This is a genomic window from Metabacillus niabensis (genome assembly GCF_902829255.1).
GTDB lineage: Bacteria > Bacillota > Bacilli > Bacillales > Bacillaceae > Metabacillus > Metabacillus niabensis.
Map to the genome: position 1 here is coordinate 24342 of NZ_CADEPK010000298.1, position 24673 is coordinate 49014.

Annotated in this window: 20 protein-coding genes and 1 other annotated feature; of the genes, 1 reads left to right on the forward strand and 19 read right to left on the reverse strand. The window is 36.4% G+C overall.

Annotated elements, in window-relative coordinates:
- Nucleotides 1-2: 2 nt before the first annotated feature.
- From pxpB to HU235_RS17075, 15 genes are all read right to left on the reverse strand, one after another.
- On the reverse strand, nt 3-701 hold the full coding sequence (pxpB, locus tag HU235_RS17005; protein WP_174880985.1) for a 5-oxoprolinase subunit PxpB: 699 nt from the start codon (nt 699-701) through the stop codon (nt 3-5).
- Nucleotides 702-866: 165 nt separating this feature from the next.
- Complete coding sequence (locus HU235_RS17010; RefSeq protein ID WP_145583962.1) at nt 867-2114, reverse strand: glutamate-5-semialdehyde dehydrogenase; 1248 nt, start codon at nt 2112-2114, stop codon at nt 867-869.
- A gap of 16 nt (nt 2115-2130) precedes the next feature.
- On the reverse strand, nt 2131-3231 hold the full coding sequence (gene proB, locus HU235_RS17015; RefSeq protein ID WP_145583964.1) for a glutamate 5-kinase: 1101 nt from the start codon (nt 3229-3231) through the stop codon (nt 2131-2133).
- A 74-nt stretch (nt 3232-3305) separates the two neighbouring features.
- Nucleotides 3306-3519: a binding site (T-box leader), on the reverse strand.
- 151 nt (nt 3520-3670) lie between these two features.
- The gene (locus HU235_RS17020) at nt 3671-5014 is read right to left on the reverse strand and encodes an MATE family efflux transporter (RefSeq protein ID WP_174880977.1); all 1344 of its coding nucleotides are present in this window, start codon (nt 5012-5014) and stop codon (nt 3671-3673) included.
- A gap of 172 nt (nt 5015-5186) precedes the next feature.
- Nucleotides 5187-6866 (reverse strand): glycoside hydrolase family 13 protein, encoded by a 1680-nt coding sequence (locus HU235_RS17025; protein ID WP_145580580.1) that lies wholly within the window; start codon nt 6864-6866, stop codon nt 5187-5189.
- A 35-nt stretch (nt 6867-6901) separates the two neighbouring features.
- The gene (locus tag HU235_RS17030) at nt 6902-7927 is read right to left on the reverse strand and encodes a LacI family DNA-binding transcriptional regulator (RefSeq protein ID WP_145580581.1); all 1026 of its coding nucleotides are present in this window, start codon (nt 7925-7927) and stop codon (nt 6902-6904) included.
- A 322-nt stretch (nt 7928-8249) separates the two neighbouring features.
- The gene (locus tag HU235_RS17035; protein WP_095298576.1) at nt 8250-9065 is read right to left on the reverse strand and encodes a carbohydrate ABC transporter permease; all 816 of its coding nucleotides are present in this window, start codon (nt 9063-9065) and stop codon (nt 8250-8252) included.
- A complete protein-coding gene (locus HU235_RS17040) occupies nt 9065-9925 on the reverse strand; it encodes a carbohydrate ABC transporter permease (protein WP_095298604.1) in 861 nt (286 codons plus the stop codon). The genes HU235_RS17035 and HU235_RS17040 overlap by 1 nt, the downstream gene beginning before the upstream one ends.
- Before the next feature lie 238 nt (nt 9926-10163).
- On the reverse strand, nt 10164-11474 hold the full coding sequence (locus tag HU235_RS17045) for an ABC transporter substrate-binding protein (RefSeq protein WP_174880978.1): 1311 nt from the start codon (nt 11472-11474) through the stop codon (nt 10164-10166).
- A 481-nt stretch (nt 11475-11955) separates the two neighbouring features.
- Nucleotides 11956-12252, reverse strand: coding sequence for a cytochrome aa3 quinol oxidase subunit IV (gene qoxD, locus HU235_RS17050; protein ID WP_145580583.1), 297 nt, complete (start codon nt 12250-12252; stop codon nt 11956-11958).
- Entirely contained in the window at nt 12249-12866 is a 618-nt protein-coding gene (qoxC, locus tag HU235_RS17055) for a cytochrome aa3 quinol oxidase subunit III (RefSeq protein ID WP_095298570.1), read from the reverse strand. The genes qoxD and qoxC overlap by 4 nt, the downstream gene beginning before the upstream one ends.
- 4 nt (nt 12867-12870) lie before the next feature.
- Entirely contained in the window at nt 12871-14829 is a 1959-nt protein-coding gene (gene qoxB, locus HU235_RS17060) for a cytochrome aa3 quinol oxidase subunit I (RefSeq protein WP_095298568.1), read from the reverse strand.
- Nucleotides 14830-14846: 17 nt separating this feature from the next.
- Entirely contained in the window at nt 14847-15833 is a 987-nt protein-coding gene (gene qoxA, locus HU235_RS17065; RefSeq protein ID WP_095298566.1) for a cytochrome aa3 quinol oxidase subunit II, read from the reverse strand.
- Between the two features lie 514 nt (nt 15834-16347).
- Nucleotides 16348-16818, reverse strand: a complete 471-nt coding sequence (ybaK, locus tag HU235_RS17070) for a Cys-tRNA(Pro) deacylase (protein WP_174880979.1) — start codon at nt 16816-16818, stop codon at nt 16348-16350.
- 73 nt (nt 16819-16891) lie between these two features.
- Entirely contained in the window at nt 16892-17719 is an 828-nt protein-coding gene (locus HU235_RS17075) for an AraC family transcriptional regulator (protein ID WP_174880980.1), read from the reverse strand.
- A 455-nt stretch (nt 17720-18174) separates the two neighbouring features.
- Here HU235_RS17075 and HU235_RS17080 point away from each other — a divergent pair, with 455 nt between their 5' ends.
- Complete coding sequence (locus HU235_RS17080) at nt 18175-19026, forward strand: J domain-containing protein (protein ID WP_174880981.1); 852 nt, start codon at nt 18175-18177, stop codon at nt 19024-19026.
- Between the two features lie 64 nt (nt 19027-19090).
- Here HU235_RS17080 and HU235_RS17085 read toward each other — a convergent pair whose 3' ends face one another.
- The 4 genes from HU235_RS17085 to HU235_RS17100 form a co-directional block, all read right to left on the reverse strand.
- The gene (locus HU235_RS17085) at nt 19091-20482 is read right to left on the reverse strand and encodes a glycosyl hydrolase (RefSeq protein ID WP_174880982.1); all 1392 of its coding nucleotides are present in this window, start codon (nt 20480-20482) and stop codon (nt 19091-19093) included.
- A gap of 146 nt (nt 20483-20628) precedes the next feature.
- A complete protein-coding gene (locus HU235_RS17090; RefSeq protein WP_307190540.1) occupies nt 20629-22305 on the reverse strand; it encodes an ABC transporter substrate-binding protein in 1677 nt (558 codons plus the stop codon).
- A 73-nt stretch (nt 22306-22378) separates the two neighbouring features.
- Nucleotides 22379-23284 (reverse strand): carbohydrate ABC transporter permease, encoded by a 906-nt coding sequence (locus tag HU235_RS17095; RefSeq protein WP_174880983.1) that lies wholly within the window; start codon nt 23282-23284, stop codon nt 22379-22381.
- A gap of 12 nt (nt 23285-23296) precedes the next feature.
- Nucleotides 23297-24268 (reverse strand): ABC transporter permease, encoded by a 972-nt coding sequence (locus tag HU235_RS17100; RefSeq protein ID WP_095298555.1) that lies wholly within the window; start codon nt 24266-24268, stop codon nt 23297-23299.
- Nucleotides 24269-24673: the final 405 nt, after the last annotated feature.

A 24673-nucleotide genomic window follows, 5' to 3' on the forward strand; every position in this document is an offset into this window, starting at 1 on the left:
GTTCATTCACCATCCCATTCATCATATTGTTCAGCTGTTATCGGTTTAAAGCGAACAATATCCCCTGCCTTTAAAAGGGTTGGTTCGTTTTTGTTATAATTAAAAAGCTGTAACGGGGTACGTCCAATGATTTGGCAGCCTCCAGGACTTTCAAGAGGATAAATTCCTGTCTGCCTTCCACCAATCCCAACACTTCCTGCCGGGATCGCTACTCTTGGCGTTTGTTTTCTCGGGGTTGCAAGACGCTCTGACATGCCACCTAAATAAGGAAAACCTGGCGTAAACCCGACCATATAAACAACATATTCATGATTTGAATGAAGCCTGATTACGTCTGACTCTGAAAGCTTATGGTATCGTGCAACTTCAGTAAGATCTGGTCCATATTCACCACCATAGCAAACAGGGATTGTTATTATTGTAGGTGGATCATTTCGCGACACCTTCTTGCTTTGTAGCTTTTGCTTTATTTGCATGACAACGTCTTCATAAATCGATAAGTTCAAATACTTCCTTTTCACGTCAAAAGGGCTGTAGTAAATCGTTACTGCTGTAAAGCTCGGAACGGCTTCAATCATTCCTGGAAAAGGCTCTAAATCCAAAAGCTTCGTGAGGCTAATAATTTCCTCATGAAGCTCTTGATTGATTTCATCTCCAAAACTAACAGTAATTGCTTGATCACCTTGAGGATAAAAGCGGATATGCTCCAATGTCTTAAAGCCTCCTAACTGTTACTATAAACGATAGTTTTAAGATGTAAAAAAGGGCTGTCCTCCTCTGCTAGTCAATCCCCACCAAACCTTTTATAGCTTTATGATTGGTGGGGATGACATTTGCTCTTTTAGACAATCCCTCTATTTATCTATTTAATTACGAATTTGCCCATTACCATAAACAAAAAACTTCGTTGATGTTAAAGCATTTAACCCCATTGGTCCTCTAGCGTGTAGCTTTTGGGTACTGATTCCGATCTCTGCTCCGTATCCGAACTCTGAACCATCTGTAAAACGGGTTGATGCATTATGATAAACTGCAGCTGCATCAACTTTATTTAAAAACTTATTTGCATGCTCTTCATTTTCAGTAATAATTGCTTCAGAATGATTTGTACCATATTTATTAATATGCTGGATTGCTTCATCAACAGTTTTTACGACCTTCACACTTATGGATAAAGCAAGATACTCAGCGTACCAATCCTCTTCTGTAGCAGGTTTTGCTGCACCAAATAGACTTTTCACAGCTTCATCACCGTATATTTCAACATCACGATCATGGATTGCTTCAAGTAATTCCTTACCATAGCGAGCAAACCAGTTTTCCTCAATTAATAGTGATTCAATAGAATTACAAACCGATGGACGCTGAGTTTTGCCATTGATTACAATGCTTTCGGCCATTTTATAATCTGCCGTTTGGTCAATAAATACGTGACAATTCCCCGCTCCTGTTTCAAGTACTGGAACAGTTGCTTCCCTTACAACAGTGTCAATTAAATTCTTTCCACCGCGAGGAATTAAAACATCCAGATATTCCTTCATATGAAACAGATCCTTTGCTGTTTCTCTGCTCGTATCTTCAATTAATTGAATCGCCTCAACAGGAACCTGACTAGCTTCTAATGCTTTATGGATAGACTTCATTAATGCCTTGTTTGAAAAGCTTGCAGAAGAGCTTCCTCTTAAAATGACCGCATTTCCTGTTTTTAACGTCAATGTAGCAGCATCAACCGTTACGTTTGGTCTTGCCTCATAAATCATCCCAATAACTCCGATTGGCACGCGATTTTTCTTAATAAGGAGGCCATTTTCCTTTTCTATCGTTTCTAATGTATCACCTACTGGATCCTTCAATTGGATTAACAACTGGATTGCCTCCGCCATATCTGTAATCCGTTTTTCATTAAGCATGATGCGATCAAGAACACTTTCTGATAAGCCATTTTTTCGTCCTGCATCAAGATCCTTTTGATTTTCTTGAATAATGAATTCCTTGTCTACAAGTAATTGCTCTGCAATTTTAGCTAATGCTTCATTTTTTGCTTCCGTTGACATATCTACCATTACAAAACTTGCTTTTTTCGCGGCTTTACCTTTTTCTAATACTTCACTCATGTTTGATCTCCTCCCTCTATGCTTTTACCCATTTATTACGATGAATAACAACGATCGATGATAAAACCTCATCTTTACTTAATTCTTCGCTTCTTTTCCCCATGATTTTTTGTAATTCCTCTGCAGAGAAAAGCACTTCACCTTTTCCAAGAATTCCATTTGGGCCAATTACTTCAACGACATCACCTTTTTGAAAGCTTCCAGTAAAATTGAAGATTCCAGCGGGAAGCAGGCTTTTTCCTTTGTATAATAACGCTTCCTCTGCTCCTTGATCAACATAGATCCAACCTGATACCTCTGAATGAAATGCAATCCATTGTCTACTGTTATTAATGGAAGATAGCCCTTCCTTCCCGATATATGTTCCATCTCCATCACCATGAAGTATCGTAAGAAGCTTTTCCTTGCCCTTCCCTAATCCGATAAACACTTGAACACCTAATGATATCGCTGTTTTAGCAGCCATCAGCTTTGATTTCATTCCACCTGTTCCTACCTTAGAACCTGAGCCACCAGCGGCATTTAGCATTTCATCCGTAACTTCCGGTAAGTAGTCAATTTTTTTTGCTAACGGATTTTTTCGTGGATTTTCATCATACAAGCCATTAATATCTGTTAGAATGATGAGCTGGTCTGCGTGGATTAACCCACTTACGAGTGCCGAAAGCATATCATTGTCTCCAAAGGTAAGCTCCTCAACTGAAACCGTGTCATTTTCATTTATTATCGGTAAAATTCCACGCTCCAGCAATTCCGATATTGTCGCATATGCATTTTTGTATCGCTCCTGTTTCGAAAAGTCATTCCTTGTTAACAAGATTTGCGCAGGTACAATGTTATATTGAGCAAACATGTCTATATAAGATTGGACAAGTAAACTTTGCCCAACTGCAGCTGCAGCTTGCTTTCCTTTTAAAGTTGTTGGTCTAGTTGGATAGCCTAATCGAGCGAAGCCAGCAGCTACTGCACCTGATGAAACGAGCAATACCTCGTGTCCTGCTTCTCTAAGCATCGCTACAGCCTGCACATGATCAGAAAATTTTTCTTGGTCAATTTGTCCTTTCGCATTCGTTAATGAGCTACTGCCAATTTTGACAACGATCCGCTTCTTTTCCATGATTATTTCTCCTCCGTAACATTCTCTTACCTACGGATGTAACTTAATATAAAAAAGCTCCTTTCATCCTAATAAATAAGGACGAAAGGAGCTCTGCTTCCGTGGTACCACCTTGCTTGGATGTTGCTACCAACATCCCACTTTACCCATTAACGCTGGGAAACGCCTATGTTTACATAGGACTAAAAGAGGTAGGTTCAGCGGCTTTATTGTATGAAGTCTTCCAGCTTTAAACTTCACTCTCTGTAACAAAAAGGGACGCCTACTAGTCCTCTATATACGTTCAATGTTTATTCTTAATTTTATTATACGTGGATTTTATTGCTTTTTCTATACCATCTTTAAGCAATTCTTAATTTTCACCTATTATGACGATAAATAGAGCAAGTGTCAAGGCAGTTAAATGATTTTCCAGTAATTTTTCTGATTAATCACATTATTATCCTTTCTCTATTTTAGTTATTTTCATTTCCTTCCATTTCCCATATTTATAATACCCATAGGCAAAAGCACTGCTAATGACAAAGCTTACACCCATTCCAACTGCAATGCCATTCTCTCCTAACGATAGGGAACATAAATAAGTTAACGGGACTCTTAATACCCAAAACGAAATAAGATTTAGGACTAGAACTTGCAGCATCGCTCCTGCAGCTCTAACAATTCCGTTTAAAATAAAATTAATACCTAAAAACGGATAAAAGAAGGCAATAATTTGCAAATACCTCATCCCAAAATGAACGGCTGCTTCCTCATCAATAAATAGACCGATTGCAAGCTTTGCACATCCAACAACTATAAAACTAATGATAAACATAATGAACAAATTCATTAGGACACCGTATTTGGCAATCTGATGGACACGATTCCATTTACCCGCACCTATATTTTGCCCTGCCATACTATTTACAGCCGTCCCGAGTGCCATCGCCGGGAGCATAATAATACTATCTAATCGTTGCGCTGCTCCAAATCCCGCTACAACATTATCACCAAACGTGTTGACAACACCCATTATCGCCATCACACCAGCTGAAATCACGGTCATTTGTAGACCTGATGGAATACCTAGCTTTAAGATTGTGAAGACTTCATTTCTTTTCGGTAATTTTGGCATCGTAAAGGGAACAAGACGTCTGTTAATAGAGTCAATCATCCCGTACAAAAATGCAACTCCTTGTGAGATAACAGTTGCATATGCAGCACCATCAATTCCTAAATTAAAGCTATGAATAAAAATCGGATCAAGAATTGCATTTAATACAACAGCGATCGCAACATAACGGATTGGTGTTTTGCTATCACCAAGTGCACGCATCACCGTTCCAATGAAGTTATAGCCAAATAAAAAGAGGATTCCAATAAAATTGATTTGCAAATACACAGTTGCATCAGAAATCATTGATTCTGGTGTCCCAAGCATTGTTACGAGCCATTCTGAACATAAATAGCCAATTATCCCTAACGCAATTGATAAAAATAAAAGGACGACAACAAAGGCATTTACATAGCTTTTTAATCCTTCATCATTCTCTTGTCCTTTATGCTGAGATAGGATTGTTAATGTTGCATTATTAATTCCTATAATGAACGATAGTATCGTGAAAATAATTGTACTTGAAACAGAAATAGCCCCTAAAGCATTTGCTCCTAATAGATTACCAACCCATAAGCTATCGATAAACTGATAGGAAACTTGCAATAAGTTTGTTAGCATGATAGGAAGGGAAAATAACCATATTTGCTTTCCAACTTTCCCTTCAGTAAAATCATGTTGAGCCATGTTTATTCACTCCCTCACGTCAATCCTTTTCATCTTACCATAGCTTTTTTACTGTAAGCATTTGCTATGCTTACAATAAATAGAAATCCGTGATAACGGAGCCAGGTTAACCTGTTTTAATAGTTTCCAAAGAAAAAAGGATACCACATTAAATTAGTGATATCCTTCTCTCTTATGATTTGATTCGATATACTCTTGCTTCATATGGCTTCAATGTGAAAACATTCACAGAATCATGGTCTTCTACTTCGTAATTCGCTAACAAAAGGTCGTTAGAATGAACATGGAAAGCTAAATGTTCCTCCCAAGTCGCCATCGTTTCTGAAAGATTTGCAAACACTACAACTTGATTATCTTCTGTTGTTCGTGTATAAGCATATATTTGTGGGTGATCATCAAGGATAAGATTATATGTTCCATATGTGAATACTTCATTTGCCTTTTTTAAGCGAATCATATTTTTATAAAATTGCAGCACTGAACGGTTATTTTCCTGTTGAGCAGCTACATTAATTTCTTTATAGTTTTCATTTATTCCTATCCATGGTGTCCCAGTTGTAAAACCTGCATTGACTTCAGAAGACCATTGCATTGGCGTTCGCGAATTATCTCTGCTTGATGCCCAAATGATTTCCATAACCTCTTTATGTGACATACCTTCCTCACGTTTAAAACGATAGAGATTTTTTGTGGCAACATCATTATAGTCTTCAATATGATTGAATTTCACATTTGTCATACCTATTTCCTGGCCTTGATAGATAAACGGTGTTCCTTGCATAAGGAAATACATTGCTCCTAATGCAGTCGCACTTTCATACCAATATTCCTCATCATTTCCCCATGTTGAGACTCTTCGCGGCTGGTCATGATTTTCGATGAATAATGCATTCCACCCTTTATTTTCAAGACCTTTTTGCCATCTCGATAAAACATCCTTTAATTCTATTATATCTAATTTCTTTTTCTTGCTTGCATCCCATAAAGTTAAATGCTCAAATTGGAAGACCATATTGAACTTCCCATTTTCCTCGCCGACCCATTCATCCAAATCCTTTTCATTGTCAGCGCTAACACCATTCGCCTCACCAACGGTCATAATATCATATTTCACAAAGGTTTCTTCCTTTAATTCCTTTAAATATTTATGGATTCCCTCAACGTTCATATGTTTTTCATAGGATGGGACATATTTTAGACCTTTTTCATTCGGCATATCCTTTAGGCCTTCTTCTTTATTAATATGGCTAATCGCATCGACTCGGAATCCATCAATTCCTTTGTCAAGCCACCAATTGATCATCTGATATAAAGAATGACGAACCTCTTCGTTCTTCCAATTTAAATCAGGCTGCTTTGTTGAAAAGATGTGCATATAATATTGACCTGTTTTTTCATCATATTCCCATGCCGAACCATTAAAAATGCTTTCCCAGTTATTTGGCTCTTTTCCATCCTTTCCGTCCCGCCAAATATACCAATCTCGCTTTGGATTATCCTTTGACGAGCGTGATTCAATAAACCATGGATGCTCGTCACTCGTATGATTTATCACTAAATCGATAATTAGCTTCATCCCGCGTTTATGGACCTCAGCTAAAAGCTCATCAAAATCAGCCATTGTTCCGAATTCATCTAAAATATCCTGATAATCGCTTATATCGTATCCATTGTCATCATTTGGAGATTTGTACATCGGACAAATCCAAATGACATCAATTCCGAGCTCTTTAATATAATCTAATTTGGAAATCATCCCTTGAAGATCTCCGATTCCGTCACCGTTTGAATCCATAAAGCTTCTTGGATAAACTTGATAGGCTACGGCTTCTTTCCACCATGCTTTCTTCATGTTGATTCCTCTCTTTAACCTAATTATTTATCAAATTATGATTGTCTTCGTTCACATGATTTTCTCTCAATAAATTTCGTTGGGATCGTAATTCTCTTTGGTAATGTATCAGGCTTTTCTATTTTTTCAATAAGGCAGCTCGTTGCTTCAAAACCTAGCTGGTCAATACAAATATCAACTGATGTTAATGGTGGTTTTGAATGTTCTGAGAGCATTAAGTTATTGAAACTAACAATTGAAATATCTTCAGGCACTTTAATGTTCATGTCTCCTAAATGACTAATCATTTCATATGCTATAAGATCATCCTGTGTCACAAGCGCAGTAGGAGGTGAATCTAAAGACATAAGTGATTTTAGCGCTTCTTTTCCATTATCTTTAATAAATTCTTCATGTACCATATAGTCTTTATTAAAAGGTATACCTGCTTCATTAAGGGCTAGCTTATATCCATTAAGGCGGTCAATTGTCACAACAAAGTCAAGGCTGCCACCTACAAATGCAATATGACGATGACCGAGCTCGATTAAATATTTTGTTACTTGCTTTGTTATGAAAATGTTATCGTTATCAACAAAGGTAATTCGCTCTTCATTTTGATCAGGACGCCCAACGACCGTAAAAGGAAAATTAGTTTCCTGTAGAAATTTCATCGTTTTATCATTGATTCGTGAATAGAGGAGGATAACACCATCAACACGTCTCCCTTGAACCATAGACGTTACTTCTGCATAAATCTCTTCTTCCGTGGATCCTGTTGATAAATAAATTCCATATTTATTCGCATGGGCATTTTTACTTATTCCTCTTAATACTTCTGGGAAGAATGGATTTTGGAATGCATGGTAAGCCGAATTTGGCATAATGACTCCAATAGATTGCGTACTTTTTGCCGCAAGACTACGCGCTTGAAAGTTTGGATAATATCCTAGCTCCTCCATCACTTCACGAACACGCTTTTTCGTTTTTTCACTTATACGCGGGCTATTCGCGATCACCCTTGACACCGTAGATGGTGCAACATTTGCCTTTTTGGCAACATCTTTTATTGTAACGATCATTTTAACAACCACCTTACCCTCAAGCTGTCTCTTATGGAGCTGCCCCTTTATAAGAAAGAGAACCCCTTTTTTATAATTTAATTAATACAAATCTACAATAAGTTCTTATTTTCTTTTAGTTATATATTCTTCTATTTTACTTAAGAAACAAATACTTGGAAACGGTATCCACAAAAAATCTTATTCATTAAATAGTTGCAGGAACTCCGCTTTTCAATTAGAAGAAAAGCGGAGACACCTTGGGAAGCAAGCCTATTTTACGATAGCTCTTTCTTTAGTAAGAAGAAATTTATATAGCTCATGGAGCATGATACCTTTCTACTTACTTAACAGCTCCCTCTGTCATCCCTTTAATAATCTCGCGTTGCGCAAAGAAATAAACGAGAATAACTGGGATAATCGCAATTGTTAAACCTGCCAAAGCTAGGTGCCATTGCTTCGTATACTCTCCAAAGAAGAAGAACATTTTTAAAGGAATTGTCTGTAATCCCTCTTGGTTAATAACTAATGATGGTAATAAGTAGTCATTCCAAATATAAATAATGTTTAAAATCGCAACCGTTACAGTTATCGGTTTAAGCATCGGGAAGATAATGTACCAAAAAACTTGGAACTTGTTACAGCCATCAATAATTGCAGCTTCATCTAATGATTTAGAAATTCCATTTAACGTCCCATGGAATAGGAAGATCGATAAGCTGCTACCAAAGCCTAGATACATGAAAATAAGTCCCACACGATTTAGCATATCCGCCTGCCCGAATACCGTAATAAGTGGAATCATTACCGATTGGAAAGGTATTAACATCGCTGCAACAAATAACATAAATAAAACTGTACTAGTTTTGCTTTTATTACGAGATAACGCATATGCAGCCATTGATGAAAAGATGACGATAATAACAACACTTATAACGGTAATAATGAGAGAGTTTACTAGTGTATGCATAAAATCAAGCTCTTCAAACGCTTCAATATAGTTATCAAACGTAAATTCACTAGGTAATTTTAAAACATCTGTAAAAATCTCTTTTTTTGTTTTAAATGAGTTAACTATCATCAAATAAAAGGGTGATAACCATAGCAATCCAAGTATTATCCCTAAAATTTCTATAGGTAGAAGGCTTTTTCTCCGCATTACATTTCAACCTCCCGTTTCTTGTTGATATACACTTGTGTTAATGAAATCACGGCAACGATAATGAAGAAAATAACTGCTTTAGATTGTGCAAACGCCATTTCTGTTTCACCAAACGCTGTTTTAAAAATTTCCATCGCAACCATTTGTGTTGAATTAAAAGGACCACCTGCAGTTAATGAAAGGTTTTGGTCATATAGTTTAAAAGAATTCGATAATGTTAAGAACATACTAACTGTAAAAGCCGGAGCAACTAATGGAAATATCACATAACGGAATTTTTTGAAAGGGCCCGCTCCATCAATTTCAGCAGCTTCTAATAATTCTCCTGGTAGGCCTTCTAAGTAGGCAATATAGATAATCATAATATAACCTGCCATTTGCCAGCTCATTAGAATAACTAAGCCCCAAAAACCAGTTTCAGTAGTAGATAACCAGCCTTTTAACCCCTCTATTCCAAGGATATCACCGAGACCAGCAAAAACTTTAATGAAGATAAATTGCCAAATGAACCCTAGAATTAATCCACCAATTAAGTTCGGCATAAAAAAGACCGTTCTTAACAATTTACTAGATTTAATTTTTGTTGTTACAATAAGGGCTAACCCTAAACCAATTACATTTGTAAAGATTATCGATACAACCGAAAATTTCACTGTGAACCAAAGAGATGCGAGAAATTCCTTATCCTTAAATGCATCGATATAATTCTCAAGTCCAACAAATGAACCTACTTTAATTCCATTCCAGTCTGTAAATGAATAATAAACACCTATTAATAAGGGCACGATGATTACTAATAATAATGCTAGTAACACCGGAGCTAAAAACAACCAGTAGGCCAAATCCCTAGTACGCATGTATAATCCCTCCACATGATGTAAATTAGAACCTTGTTCAGCAATAAATGAACGATACCATTCAAGTTCAAATTTTTTCATTTTTATTTTTTCAGCGCCCTGCACGATGAACAAGTAAGGCACTCCATAATAGATAGCATTACTTGCCTTCCATTATGGAATGACCCACTTTTTTAATTAGGGGCCAGTCCCTTTTTAAAAGGAGACTGACCCTAGCAAATCTCATTTCTACTTACATTTATTCGGCTCTTGCTTCTTCCCATTGCTTTTTAGAATCGTTGATGATGTCATCCCATGATGCTTCTTCAAGTAAATATTTTTGGATATTTGCTCCAAGAACATTTTGCGCCCAGTTCAATGGATAACCACTGAATGTCCAGCCAATTGTTTTTCCAGCTTCTGAGTATTCATAAACTGCTTTTGATAATGGATCACTAATTTTTGATGCATCATACCCTTCATATGCAGGAACGAATTTGAAATCGTTTATTACAACTTCTTTTCCTTCGTCAGATGTATATAACCAATCTAAAAACTTGCTTGCTTCCTCTACAACCTTTTTATCCTTTTGGCTATTTACAGCCCAGTACATTGGTACGCCAACAGGAATAGAATCTTCTTTGTAGCCTGGAACAGGAATTGGTAAGAAATCAACCTTGCTGTTAGCTAGCTCTTCATCAATGCCAGCGATAGAGCCATATACCCAGTTACCTTGTTGAATAATCGCAACTTTACCAGTTGAGAATAATTCTTCAACTTGTTGAGAATAATCAAGGCTTACTGTAGGTTGTACAGAATATTTGTTTTGTAAATCAACGAATGCCTTCATTGCATCGCTATATTCAAAGCCAATTGTTTTCGATTCAAATGCTTTTGTTACGTTTCCATCAAATTCAGGTGAAATAAATGCATTTGCTAAATGCTGACCAGTTACCCAAGTTTCTTTTGCTGGTAATGCGAATACAGCATCAAGATCAAGGTCACCTTTTTTCTCATCTAACGTTTTTACAGCAGCTTCTAATGAAGCCATATCTTTAATATCATCAGGATTAATCCCTGCTTTTTCAAAAATTTCTGTATTGTAGATTAAACCATATCCTTCTTGGTTAAATGGTAATCCTAAAACTTTACCATCTTTTGTCACTCCATCAAGTGTACCTTCAAGCGCTGCACCTGCAGCCTTTGTATTTGTTAAATCAGCTAGGTTATCTTCCCAGTCAATAACATCAGTTGGTCCACCAATGTTGAAGATTGCTGGTTCATCACCAGATGCAAATTTTGATCTTAATGCTGCACCGTAATCTTCTCCACCACCAACAGTTTGAATGTTAATTTTCACACCAGGATTTGCTTCTTCATATTGCTTTGCTACATCTTCGAACTGATCCTTAAACTCAACTTTGAATTGAAACACATCTAATGTGACTTTATCTCCATCTGAGCCACCATCTCCCGAACCAGCATCATCAGAAGAAGAGCAGCCAGTTAATACAACGCTTACAAGAAATAAAATAGAGAAAAGCCCTAAAAAGAATTTCTTTTTACCCATCTTAATACCCCCGTATATTTATTTTGTGCATCAATCAAGGAAAACGATTGCACTAACAAGCAATATAAACGAATTGTTCTACATATTAATCCCCGAAAATAACTGAATTTTCTACATTATTCTCGCTTATATTTAATATGTATACGTCTACATTTGTGCAACTATTTGCGAAATCGTTTGCACTTAACTTGCAAATAAAATATATCATAGAAAATAGGTTTGTACAATATTATTTTTATATTTTTCTAGATACTTTTTCTTATATAGTGATGAAGAGCTTGTTCTTTATCCAGCTGATATGCTCTAATAACCCTTTGAGAACAGGGCTACTAATCGCTTTATATGAAGAGTCTAAAGTAACAATTTCACTTTATAATGTGAGGAATGCAAAATAAAAAGCCTCGATTAAAGGTCAATACCCTTTAGCCGAGGCTTTTATTAGTAACTTTAGAAAGTCATCTCTCAGTCGATTCTATATTTATTAGTGCATTGATGTCATAACCCAAACGGAACCGACAACAATAACAAGTGCAATAAATGTAGCTGATAGCATTTTACCTACTTGCCATCCACCTTCACCTTCTGTTACGTGCATGAACATAAATAACTGAATCGCAGCTTGTAAAAATGCAAGTACAAAAACGATAACAATGATTGTGTTCATTGCTAAGCCTGCATCAAGTCCAACCCATACTGCTAGGAAAGTTAGGCCAACTGAAAGTAAAAATCCGATAATTTGCATCCATGGAAAATGGTGATTATTTGCTTTACTACTCATGATCCCACCATCCCTAATAGGTATACACCAGTAAAGACGAAAATCCATACAAAGTCTAAAAAGTGCCAGTATAAACTTGAGATAAATACCTTTTTAGCTGTATCTGGTGTTAAACCTCTACTTTTTATTTGTAAAAGAATTAATGTAATCCAGCAAATCCCGATAGATACGTGAAGTCCATGTGTACCTGTTAAGAAATAAAAGCTAGACCAGTATGCATTCGTACCGATTGTTGCACCTTCATGAACAAGGTGAACAAACTCTTCAATTTCTAAATATAAAAATCCTAAACCGAACAATAATGTAATAATTGTCCAAATGACCATTGACTTTGTATTGTTTCTTCTCATTTCATGAATAGCTAAGCCACTCGTAAAACTACTTGTTAACAAAAGTAATGTCATGATCATTGTATTCTTCAAGTCGAATAGCTCACCAGGCAGAGGACCTCCGCCTGTGTTGCCATTTAGTACAAAAAATGTTGCAAAGATTGTTGCAAATAATGCCATTTCAGCGCCCAAGAAGACCCAGAATCCAAATATATTCAATCTACCAATACTAGATTGATATTCCAAGGGCGTGTTAGGACTCATATTACTATTTACTTGTGCCATAAACTCACGCCTCCTTATTCTGTTCTGTTTGTATAATTTCTTCCACGCTGACATAGAATCCTTCATCTTCTTTATGAGAACGTAATGAACGTAATGCCATGCATGCTAAAATTCCGATACCGCCAAGAATTGCCATCCACCACAATTTGAATACTAGACCAAATCCTGCAATAAAGAAGAATACACAGATGACAAAAGGTGTACCCGCATTGCTTGGCATATGAATTGGTTTATATTCAACTTTTTCCTTCTTACCTGCTTTTTTCTCTTGTTTCATTAACCAGAAAGCGTCAAGTCCTTTTACTTCTGGTGTTACCGCAAAGTTATAGTGTGGTGCAACAGCTGATGATGTTGCCCATTCTAATGTACGGCCAACACCCCATGGATCGCCTGAAGTTTCACGTTTTGAATAACGGAAGCTGTAGTATACGTTATATACAAGAATAATAAAGGCAACACCCATTAAGAGACCACCGATTGTTGATACAACGTTTAGTCCAGTCCAGCCATCTTCAGGTCCGTATGTGTAAATACGTCTTGGCATACCGTCGAAACCTAATAAGAATTGTGGTAAGAAACATACATTAAATCCGATATTGAATAACCAGAATACCCATTTTCCTAATCGTTCGTTTAATTTATGACCGAACATTTTTGGATACCAGAATACGAATCCAGCAAAACAAGCATATACAGTACCACAAATTAATGTGTAATGGAAGTGAGCTACTAGGAAGTAACTGTTATGGTATTGGAAGTCAGCTGCTGCCATACCAAGCATTACCCCTGTTACCCCTCCGATAAGGAATGTCGGAATAAACCCTACAGACCATAACATCGGAACTGTAAATTCAATTTTCCCTTTATAAAGGGTTAATAACCAGTTAAAGATTTTAATACCGGTTGGAATCGCAATCGCCATCGTCGTAATCGAGAACACTGAGTTAACTGCAGCAGAGCCACCCATTGTAAAGAAGTGGTGAACCCAAACTAACATACTTAAGAATGAAATCGATACGATTGAAACAACCATTGATTTATAACCAAATAATGTTTTCTTCGCAAATGTTGCAAAGATTTCAGAGAAAATACCAAACGCTGGTAAAATAACGATATATACTTCAGGATGTCCCCAAATCCAGAATAGGTTTGCCCAAAGCATCGGCATACCACCATCAGCCATTGTAAAGAAATGTGAGCCGAACAATCGGTCAAATGTCATTAAGGCTAATGTAACAGTTAATACCGGGAATGCAAACACGATAATAAATGCTGTAATTAATCCTGTCCAAGTAAACATTGGCATTCTCATTAATGTCATACCTGGAGCACGCATTTTAATAATTGTTACGATAAAGTTAATACCTGTAAGTAACGTTCCGATACCAGATATTTGCAGACCGAGTAGGTAATAGTTAATACCTGGCCCTGAGCTACCTTCAATAGCTAATGGAGCATAGTTCGTCCAACCTGCATCTGGTGATCCACCGAACACGAAGGAAATATTAAAAAGAATCGCTCCAAAGAAAAATGCCCAAAAGCTTAGTGCGTTCAAATAAGGGAATGCAACGTCTCTAGCTCCAATTTGGAGTGGAATAACAACGTTCATTAATCCCATAATAAATGGCATTGCCATGAAAATAATCATGATCGTACCATGTGTTGTAAAAATTTCATTATAGTGCTGTGATGTTAAAAATTCATTATTAGGAACTGTTAGTTGAGCTCTCATTAATAATGCATCGACACCACCACGGAATAACATAATAACCGCCGCGATAATGTACATAATTCCAATTTTCTTATGGTCTACTGTTGTTAACCATTCTGTCCAAAGCCATTTCCACTTTTTAAAATAAGTAAGAATGAACACTATCGCAATCATTGTTAAAACAATGGAAATGTTCGCTCCGATAAGCATTGGATCATTAAGGATTAAATTATCCTTTATAAAATCAAACATGAGCAGTTCCTCCCCTCTTAGTGGTGATGATGATGACTAGAACTATCGTCTGTATGTGTTTCTACATCTTTTACTGGCTCTAGTTCATCTAGGTCAACCTTTTCTTCATGACCATGTTTATTTTGTTCGATTCCGTATTTCTCACGAACTTTTAATGCATATACACCTGAATCGATTCCATGATCAACGAAATCTAAATGTGTTGATGAAAACGTCATTTCGTCAACTGTTCCAGGTATCATTAATTTTTCGTATGTTTCTTCTGTTAATTTTTCTCCATTTTCTTGAGTATCCTTCACCCAAGCTTCATACTCATCTTCTTTAAGAGCATGGAATTCAAACTCATGGTCTGCCATTTCTTGACCAGTAAAGTTTGAGTTACGACCTTCATATGTTCCTGGCTCATCTGCTTGTAAGTATAGTTCATTTACCATTCCTGGCATTCCATACACTTGACCACCGATTTGCGGTACCCAAAATGAACTCATTGAATCAGCAGATGTAATTTTGAAGAGAACAGGACGATCCTCTGGAACATTAACATAGTTAACTGTTTCAATATTCTCCTCAGGATAAGAGAAAATCCACTTCCAGTCAGCTGATGTTGCATGAATAACGATCGGTTCAATATGAGCCGTTTCTTTTGGTGGCTCTTTTAATTCATAAAGCGCCTTAACAGTTGGAATAGAAAGCAGAACAACGATAATAATCGGAATTATTGTCCAGATAATTTCCAATTTTGTGCTACCGTGCATGTTCGGTTCATAATCTTTATCCCCTCTGCCTTTACGGTCTCTAAATTTCACAATCACAAAGGTAAACAAGACGTAAACAACTACCATAATTCCAATCATGAAGTAGATTGATAGCATAATTAAGTCACGTAATGTTTCTGCATTTGGACCTTTCGGGTCAAATATCGCCATTTCGCTACATCCACTTAAAACCATAACAAATAATAGCCCTGTAACTAACATAAAAAATGGCTTCATTTTTTTGAACATCTATGTTCACCATCCTTTCAAGACAAGTCATAATACAAATAGAAAATTTCATGTAAGATTTATATCACCTACATATATTAACAAATGAATAGAAAAACGAAACTCTTGAAATCTATTTTTCAGCAATTTTTCACCAATTTTCGAAATTTAGACGAAGTTTCTTCACAAATTCTCAACAAATTTGGAAAAGAATTTATTGTTTGGAAGATTAATTGGTTTCGAATTCCTTTATTTTCACCATTAATATCATTAGATGAAAAAAATCTCCTTCCAGAAAAGTATATTACCATAATGTGAAAAAGATCACAAACTATTTCTTTTATTTTCGTTTGGGAAAATTGGCCAAATAAAAAAATGGCTCCTTCGAAACTGCAAATCCCTCGCAATAATGATGAGGGACTGTCCCCAAAAGAAACCATTTTCTTAATCAAAATGAACTTTTTTTGAACAAATTCTTGCTTATATTTCAAACGTATATTTTGGCCTATTTAGCAACTGAAAAATATTATAAATTTTATTTTATTAAATCAACATATTTTGCATTCACAACACCTACTAAATCATTAGGGCTCAATTCGATTTGAAATCCAATTTTTCCGCCGCTTACAATGACTTTTTCCAATAATGCTGCTCGTTTATCGATATAGGTCGGATATATTTTTTTCATACCGATCGGAGAACAGCCTCCCCTTATGTAGCCTGTTTCTTTTAAAAGGTCCTTAACTGCTACCATCTCGAGCCTTTTTTCTCCAGCTGCCTTTGCCGCTTTTTTTAAATCAAGCTCCTCTGCGACTGGAATAACAAAGACATAAATGGACTTGTCCCATCTAGCAACAAGTGTTTTATAAACCATATCAACTGGCTTATTTATTTTTTTTCCGACAGCTACCCCATTTATTTCACCATCATCAACCTCATATGTGATGATTTCATACATGATCTTTTTTGAATCAAGCAGTCTCATCCCATTCGTTTTCCCTTTCATATCACGTCATCCTTTCAGAACACTAAAAGTTTCTAGTTTTTTTGCGTTCTATTGACTTAGCAGTAGCCTCCACTTATGTTTTTTGCTTCTTCTTCCGATAATTCAAAGGTGATACACCATTCACCTTTTTAAATATTTTTGAAAACAATAATGGGTCAGTGTAACCGACTGAACGTGAAATATCACCTATCGATAGCTCCTTCTTATCAAGCAGCTCTTTTGCCTTCGAAATTCGATAATGCACGATATATTCCTGAATACTTAATTGTGTTGTTTCTTTAAAAATTGAGCTTAAGTAGCTTCGATTTAAACCAATCACAGAAGCAATTTCTGTTACGGTAATCTTACTAGCATAGTTGGTACAAATGAAATCAAGAACTTGTTTCACATATTCCTTTTTCTTATTTCCAGATGTTTTTAACGAATCTAGTTTAGTATTACACTCAATTAATGCTGACAAAAGGATATACAGATAGCCTAACCCCATTAATTCACCATTCTTTTCAACATTTTTTACATTACACATTTTTTCAAATTGCTCTTCGAAAAATCCATCTTTCGTATAAGATAAAATGGGATTCTCTTGAGTTAAATTTGCTTCCTTTAAAAACTGATCTGCTTTTTCGCCATTAAACCCTACCCAATAATAATGCCAAGGGTCTTTTTTATCAGCCTGATAAAAGGTTACAGCATCTGGACATATTAAAAAACCCTGTCCTCGTTTTAATTCATACAGATGCTCGCCGACACGAAAGCTTCCCTTTCCTTTTGTTATGTAATGAATTAAATAATAGTCCCGTATCGCAGGTCCAAAATAATGACCTGGTGAACACTGTTCAAATCCGAACTGATTAAGATACAGGTCTTTTGTAGGTAAGCTCTTTGAAATATATTGAATCAACTACAGCTCCCCCTCATCACCCTTTTATTATCTAGCATTTTACAATAAATAGCATATTTTCATCTATATTATTTTGTAGATACAATAAACGAGTTTAAAAAAAAAGAAATTAATGTGGACTAGTAGTAAGTCAGCTCCTTAATTATAATCCATCCTATATAACAACCTATGTTATAATAATTGATAGGTTTGAACTAAATAGAGTACAAGCGCCTCGTTCAGCACTGGCAAGTAAAAGACATATTGGAAATGAGCATTGACATCAAAACGTTGTACAAATTTTTATCATTTCTTACTTTAAAAAATTTTCAAAAAAACTAGGCGAGACTAACAATCAGTGAAATCGCTTACCTTTCTGGGAATTACCTTATATAATACATATATAGATTTAACAAACTATTTAAATACAATCAACACTGCATGAACAACAATAGGTAGAAGGAGTGAGCATTTTCGTGGACATAAACGAAGCATATAAAATATTGGGAGTTTCCGAGACTGCTAGTGATGAAGAAGTTGAAAAGCAATATATGGTATGGGTAAGACGAAATCGCGCTCTATTAACTGAACAAACTTCAAATAATGATCTAAATATGGACGAAATAACGACAGCATACAATACAATTAAAACCTTTAGACAATACGGTTCGGTTACACCTGTTGAAGAACAGAGCTTTAAAAAAAAGGTAGGGCATTTCTTTTATTATTACAAGCTTCATATCGTTGGTGTTCTCGTACTCTTGGCAGTTTTAGGTTCAATCATCTTTACAATTGTTGAAAATTACCAGGAAAAGAAAGCATTAGAAAATCTTCCACCTGAAAACGTACGCGTCTTATTACTAGGAGAGTATTTTAATATTAGCAATGAAACAACGCCTGTTGCTGACAATATTTTAGCGCAATTTCCTGATTGGGAACGAGTCACAGTCAACTTGAACTACTCACCTTTAACGGTCAATGATTCAATGGATGTTGCGAGTCAGCAAAAAAGTGTCGTTACTCTTGTTGAGGACAATTCAGATATCTTCTTAATGGATTATGCTAATTATGAACGGCTCGTTGCAGCAGATGTATTTCAGCCTATCGATCAGGTTGATCCTTCGATAAAAGAAGCTGTAGATAGTAGCAAGCTTATATTTAGCAGTACTGAAGAGGACAAAACAGAGCAATTATACGGAATCATCATTGAAGACATGAGCATCTTCAAAGGATTTGATATGAAGGAAACACAAATTGTTGCTGCTATTAAAAAGGGTGCAGAAAACAAGGAAAATGCGATAGAGTTAATGAAGAAACTAGCAAAATAACTTGAGCTAGATTACATGAGACGCAGAAAGAGGATGACTCAAGGAGCCAGCCTCTTTTTGCCACTTATGATTCTTTTAAACTTACACTTTGTAAATCTTCAAGGGTGAGACAATACGGATGATCGTACACCTTTTTCAGCTGCTCTTCACTAGTGCTTAATCCGTTAAAAACAAAATCTCCGTACCACGGCATATACCATAACCAAGGTGTCCGGCTTTTAATGAGCTTTTCCGGATCTGGAATCGGTCCGTTTTCTGTTAAGGCAATTGGTTTTTGATTATTTATTAGTGCTTGCAGGTGGTCAAATTGGCATTTTAACGGTCCATACTCACCGTTTGGAACATATGTATCAACACCTGCAATATCTACATAATCATCTCCTGGGTACCATTCTTTATTCGGCGCATTCCAGACCCAAATTAAATTGTTTAATTGATGTTCCTTTGTAAACCGCTCAAACATCCATTTATAAAGACTTTTATAGGTTTCCGGACCACTCGCTCCCCACCAAAACCATCCACCATCAGCTTCATGAAGTGGTCTCCATAAAACAGGTACGTTGGCATCCTTTAATTTCTTTAGCTGCAGAGCAATTTCATCCATATCTGAAAGCAATGCTTCATATTCAGTAGTACCGGGAATAAGCGCTTTGTTCAAGTCAAATTGCGTATTTTCGGTATAAAACGTTTTATCCTTTCCTCCAGTAGGTGCATACCAATGCCAGCAAAACGTTACGATTCCATTAAATCTTGTTGACCATTCAATCGCACTTTCAATCGATCCTTTATTTTCTTCAATTTCGATTAATTTATGGTCTGTAGGTTCATCTGTTTCGGTCATAAAGGAATAGCTTAGTAGGTCAAATCCTCTTAAAGCCGGCAGCTTTCCAGTCACCTTCTTAATATGATCTAATTCTGGTCCATGGGCAGCAGCTGTATGCTGACCTGTAATGATTTTTTTACCATATATCTCACGAAAAAAATTCATTAACTTTTTTGCACTTGCAGATGAGTCTTTATTCACTAGCTGAAATGTTGGGGTGTAAAGATTGGTAGGTGTTGTAGACGTGATCATGAAGCGATCAATATCCACTCCACCCCAGGCTTTAGCAATTTTTATTGTATGTAGCCCTTTCGTAAAAAAGAGCGTGCATAACTCTAATTCTTCGAAGCTATCCGTTTTTTCAGATATAAATTGTCCATAACAATCACCATCAATGTAAAGAAAATTTCTCTTCTCCCCTTCCATTGAAGCAAGTCTAATCAAAAGCTTATATTGACCATCATTCGGAATGTCTGCTTTAACCTCAAGACTATCTCCTTCATTCAGGAGACCAGTAACATAGCCTTTTCCCGAAAAACCTGATAATGAAGTTGAGATATATCCTCCTGATAAACTTCCTTCTTCTGCCTGAAAAATCATTTTCACTTTATGACTAGTCTCGATATTGCTCATTTTCTCACCTCTTATATTAGATAGGCCTGTTTTATCTTTGCTTCTCCATTTTAGTTGAAACAAACTTCTGCAAGCTTTATCCAAATCATCGTTTGATAAATTGAGAAAGGGTTCCAAAATAAGAACCCTTTCCAAAAAACATCTGCTTACTCACTCCATAATTCAACAGTATCTTTTACAATTTTCGAAAATTCCTCTTCTGCTTCCTCGACTCCTGCTTTATCTAAATCATCCATATACTTCTTCCATACATCATCAAATTCATTTGGATCAGCCAATATCGCTTCAGGTATCCGCTTAAATGTAATATCAAGCATCCGTTGATTTGCTACCTCAAGCTTTGAGCCAGCTGGAATTGCTAAGTTATAAGCTGCTCCCCAAGGCTTAACTGGAAAATCATCTGCACTTGGGTATAAGTCCTTCCAAAGCTCAACACCATAATTTTTTAACACTTCTTTTTCTACATCTGTTAACCCTTCGATCGCAAGCTCACGAGTATTCACGGTAAAGGTTTGCCCTGTTGAATCAAGTGCACCATCACCATATCGTGGTGCAAATCGTTGGAAATTATAGCCAATACCTGTTTTCTTTAAATAATCTTTGTCATTTCTTCGCTTTTCCCATTCCTCTTCGGGGATAACACGCTTACCATCAACAACTTCATGGTGAACTCCTTCGATACCCCAGTTAAGCATAATCTGCGTTTCTTCTGATACTAGATAATCAAGGAATTTAATTGCACGAACAGGATCTTCACAATCAACTGTAATTCCTATTCCCCAGCCAACCTGGAAGCCATTGCTTTGATATGCATGATGCTTGAATTCCTCACTTAATGTAATTGGGTAGAAACCGTACATTCTTTCAAGTTTACCTGCATCACGTAAGGCATTTTGCGCATCATAAATCATGTAATCTGGAGCTATCGTTGCTAGCACTCGGCCAGATGACATTTTCGCTAACCATTGATCTTCTTTCTGAACAAATGATTCTGGATCTAATAATCCTTCTGCGTTCATATGGTTATACCATTTAAAGACCTCTTTTTCCTCTGGACGACGGTAATGAAGTGTCGCCTCATATGTTTCTGGATCAATATAATATTCGCCATCATCTGATGCACCAGTAAACATAAATCCGCTATTCAAAGTGGAGGCTTGGAAGCGCCAGCCATCTGTTTGCAAGGTTAATGGAATTGTCGGTTGACCATCTATCTCAGGGTGTTTTTCAGCATATTCTCTTAACGCATTTTCCAAATCCTCTAACGTTTTCATTTCAGGATAACCTAGCTCTCTTACAACATCATGCTGCACAAGTGCTGCAAAGCCAGGTGTCATTGGTTGGTGGTCAATTGCCGTGTTTGGCAAAACATAGATGGATGGGTCTTCTTTACTCCATTTTAGACGGTCAATTTCATCACCAAGCATTTTTTTAATATTAGGCGCATGCTCCTCAATAAGTGGTGCAAGGTCGATTAATGCTCCTGCTTCAACTAGCTGGCTTGCCCCTTTTGAAGTAATCAAATCTGGATATTCACCGCTAGCAACCATTAATGGGATCTTTGTTTGACCGCCATCAATATCAAATTCTGGATCAAGTGTTACCCCAGTGTCCTCAGTAATCTTTTTTCCTATCGGGCTTTCCATGTTCTCCCAATCATTATTAGCATCTGAGTCAAAGACCGTAAACGTAATCGGTGTCCCTTCATCAGATGTCTTTTTAGGTTTTGTTGAAGCATCCTCACTCGAATCTTTACAAGCAACCATAACTGTCATAAGGACCGCGAAAACCAGAAAGGTAAATAGTTTGTTTAAAGGCTTCACTTAAGAATTCCTCCCCTTTTATATGCTCTGATTTATTGTATAAACAGCCTAAGCTGTAGACACCAACATATGATTATTGTTTAACAGCACCTAATGTCATCCCTTGGATGAAATATCTTTGAACGAATGGATATACCATCATAATTGGAATAACAGTTACCATCGTAATCGCCATTTTTATTGAATCTGGTGATACATGATTACTTTCAGCTTCGTTTGGCTTCATTTGACTTGCATCAATATTACCACCAACTGTTGTATTATCGAGAATCTTCATTAACTCGTACTGTAACGTTGTTAAGCTTTCATTCATGCTGTTATATAAATACGTATCAAACCAGCTATTCCATTGTCCGACTGCAACAAACAGTGCAATGGTTGCTAATACTGGCTTACAAAGCGGCAAGATAATCCGATAAAAAATCGTGAAATCATTTGCCCCATCCATTTTTGCTGATTCCTGAAGTGAAAAAGGAATCCCATCCATAAATGAACGAATAATGATAATGTTAAACGCACTTACTAGCCCAGGTAGAATATAAACCCAAAATGAATTCATTAATCCTAAATCACGAATAAGCATATACCCAGGAATAAGACCACCTGAAAAATACATCGTTAACACAATGAATGTTGAGACAAATTTTCTCCCCTGAAAATCAGCACGGCTCAATGTAAATGCGACCATTGCCTGTGCAAATACTCCAATTACTGTTCCGATAACAGTCCGTAATACAGAGTTCATAAAACCTGTAACAAGATTATCGTATTTTGCAATTTCCAAATAATTATTGAATGTAAATTCACGAGGCCAAATATGAATGCCACCTCGAACCGTATCTGTTGAATCATTTAGCGAAATCGCAAGCACATTCAAAAAGGGATAAAGCGTAACAATCATAATAACTGTCAGCAATGTATAGTTAAGGAAATCAAACAAAAAATCTTTACTTAAACGTTTCGTTCCGACTCTATTCATTCTTCCAACCTCCTACATGACACTTTGATTTGAAAAACGCTTAAATATTCCGTTTGCAAGGAATAATAATGTAATACTTACGACCGAATTAAAAATCCCGATTGCAGTACCGTACGAGAACTGACCTAAGCCAATCCCATAGTTAAGCGCATACAAATCTAGCACCTCGGAGTAATCAACAACTAGAGAATTTCCTAATAGCATTTGCTTTTCAAAGCCAATGCTAACTAAATGTCCAATATTTAAAATAAGAACAACTAAAATCGTCGGTCTAATCCCTGGTAATGTCACATGCCAAATTCTTCTCAATCTTCCGGCACCATCTACCTTTGCTGCCTCATATAGTTGAGGATCAAGACCTGCAATGGCAGCTAAAAAGATAATTGCATTCCAGCCCATTTCCTTCCATAAATCAGAGACCGTTACAATCCCCCAAAACCATGTTTCCTGTGCCATAAATTGAAATGGTTCATCTATAATACCTAAGCCTAGTAAAATATCATTCACAATTCCGCCATCAGTAGAGAGCACTTTTGTTACAATTCCTGCTACAACTACCCATGATACAAAGTGTGGTAAATACGTAACAGTTTGCACTGTCCGTTTAAAAACGGAGTGCCTTACTTCATTTAGTAAAATGGCAAAAATAATTGGAACAGTGAATCCAACGATTAATCCTAATAAACTCATCGCCAATGTATTTCTCAGAGCCATATAAAAACGTTCATCGGTAAATAATTGAATAAAATGCTCAAAACCAACCCATTCCTGCTCAAGAAATGCCTTTCCCGGTCTGAAATTTTGAAAGGCCATTGTCCATCCCCAAAGTGGCAAGTAATTAAAAACGAATACTAACGCAACAAAAGGAAGTGACATCATATATAAAATTTTCTGACTAGCAAACACCTTCCAAAAGCTACGCTTATTTATCCTTTCCGTCGCAACAGCGTCACTTGGAAACGCTTTCTGTTTTTGTAACTCCATATATCCCCCTCCTTGTAACTTTATTGTATTTGAATTATTACTTAAAAAATACCTAACTATTGTCACCAAAAATCATACAAAAATTTAGAAAACGCTTACAAAATGATTGTACTTTTCCTAAAATAGAAATTTAAATTGCTGTACATTGCACTAAATCTAGAATTCACCAATGCTAACCATTTTCCGCTAACAAAAAAGTGTCAGATGAAAACACCGACACTTTTGCTTTATCGATTAAGCCCTGTCTCTTATACACATAACCGAGCCCACGAGACGGACTCCTATCTCGTATGCCGTCTTCTGCTTGAAAAAAAAAAAACAAAACCAAACAAAAATAAAGACAAAACAAAAGTATAGAATTAAAGAAACTAATATTATAATAAATCTTAATGATGACTAGTATAT

Coding starts and splice junctions, on each gene's coding strand:
- HU235_RS17010 (WP_145583962.1), bottom strand. CDS start 2,114: ATGAGTGAAGTATTAGAAAAAGGTAAAGCCGCGAAAAAAGCAAGTTTT.
- proB (WP_145583964.1), bottom strand. CDS start 3,231: ATGGAAAAGAAGCGGATCGTTGTCAAAATTGGCAGTAGCTCATTAACG.
- HU235_RS17020 (WP_174880977.1), bottom strand. CDS start 5,014: ATGGCTCAACATGATTTTACTGAAGGGAAAGTTGGAAAGCAAATATGG.
- HU235_RS17025 (WP_145580580.1), bottom strand. CDS start 6,866: ATGAAGAAAGCATGGTGGAAAGAAGCCGTAGCCTATCAAGTTTATCCA.
- HU235_RS17030 (WP_145580581.1), bottom strand. CDS start 7,927: ATGATCGTTACAATAAAAGATGTTGCCAAAAAGGCAAATGTTGCACCA.
- HU235_RS17035 (WP_095298576.1), bottom strand. CDS start 9,065: ATGCGGAGAAAAAGCCTTCTACCTATAGAAATTTTAGGGATAATACTT.
- HU235_RS17040 (WP_095298604.1), bottom strand. CDS start 9,925: ATGCGTACTAGGGATTTGGCCTACTGGTTGTTTTTAGCTCCGGTGTTA.
- HU235_RS17045 (WP_174880978.1), bottom strand. CDS start 11,474: ATGGGTAAAAAGAAATTCTTTTTAGGGCTTTTCTCTATTTTATTTCTT.
- qoxD (WP_145580583.1), bottom strand. CDS start 12,252: ATGAGTAGTAAAGCAAATAATCACCATTTTCCATGGATGCAAATTATC.
- qoxC (WP_095298570.1), bottom strand. CDS start 12,866: ATGGCACAAGTAAATAGTAATATGAGTCCTAACACGCCCTTGGAATAT.
- qoxB (WP_095298568.1), bottom strand. CDS start 14,829: ATGTTTGATTTTATAAAGGATAATTTAATCCTTAATGATCCAATGCTT.
- qoxA (WP_095298566.1), bottom strand. CDS start 15,833: ATGTTCAAAAAAATGAAGCCATTTTTTATGTTAGTTACAGGGCTATTA.
- ybaK (WP_174880979.1), bottom strand. CDS start 16,818: ATGAAAGGGAAAACGAATGGGATGAGACTGCTTGATTCAAAAAAGATC.
- HU235_RS17085 (WP_174880982.1), bottom strand. CDS start 20,482: ATGAGCAATATCGAGACTAGTCATAAAGTGAAAATGATTTTTCAGGCA.
- HU235_RS17095 (WP_174880983.1), bottom strand. CDS start 23,284: ATGAATAGAGTCGGAACGAAACGTTTAAGTAAAGATTTTTTGTTTGAT.
- HU235_RS17100 (WP_095298555.1), bottom strand. CDS start 24,268: ATGGAGTTACAAAAACAGAAAGCGTTTCCAAGTGACGCTGTTGCGACG.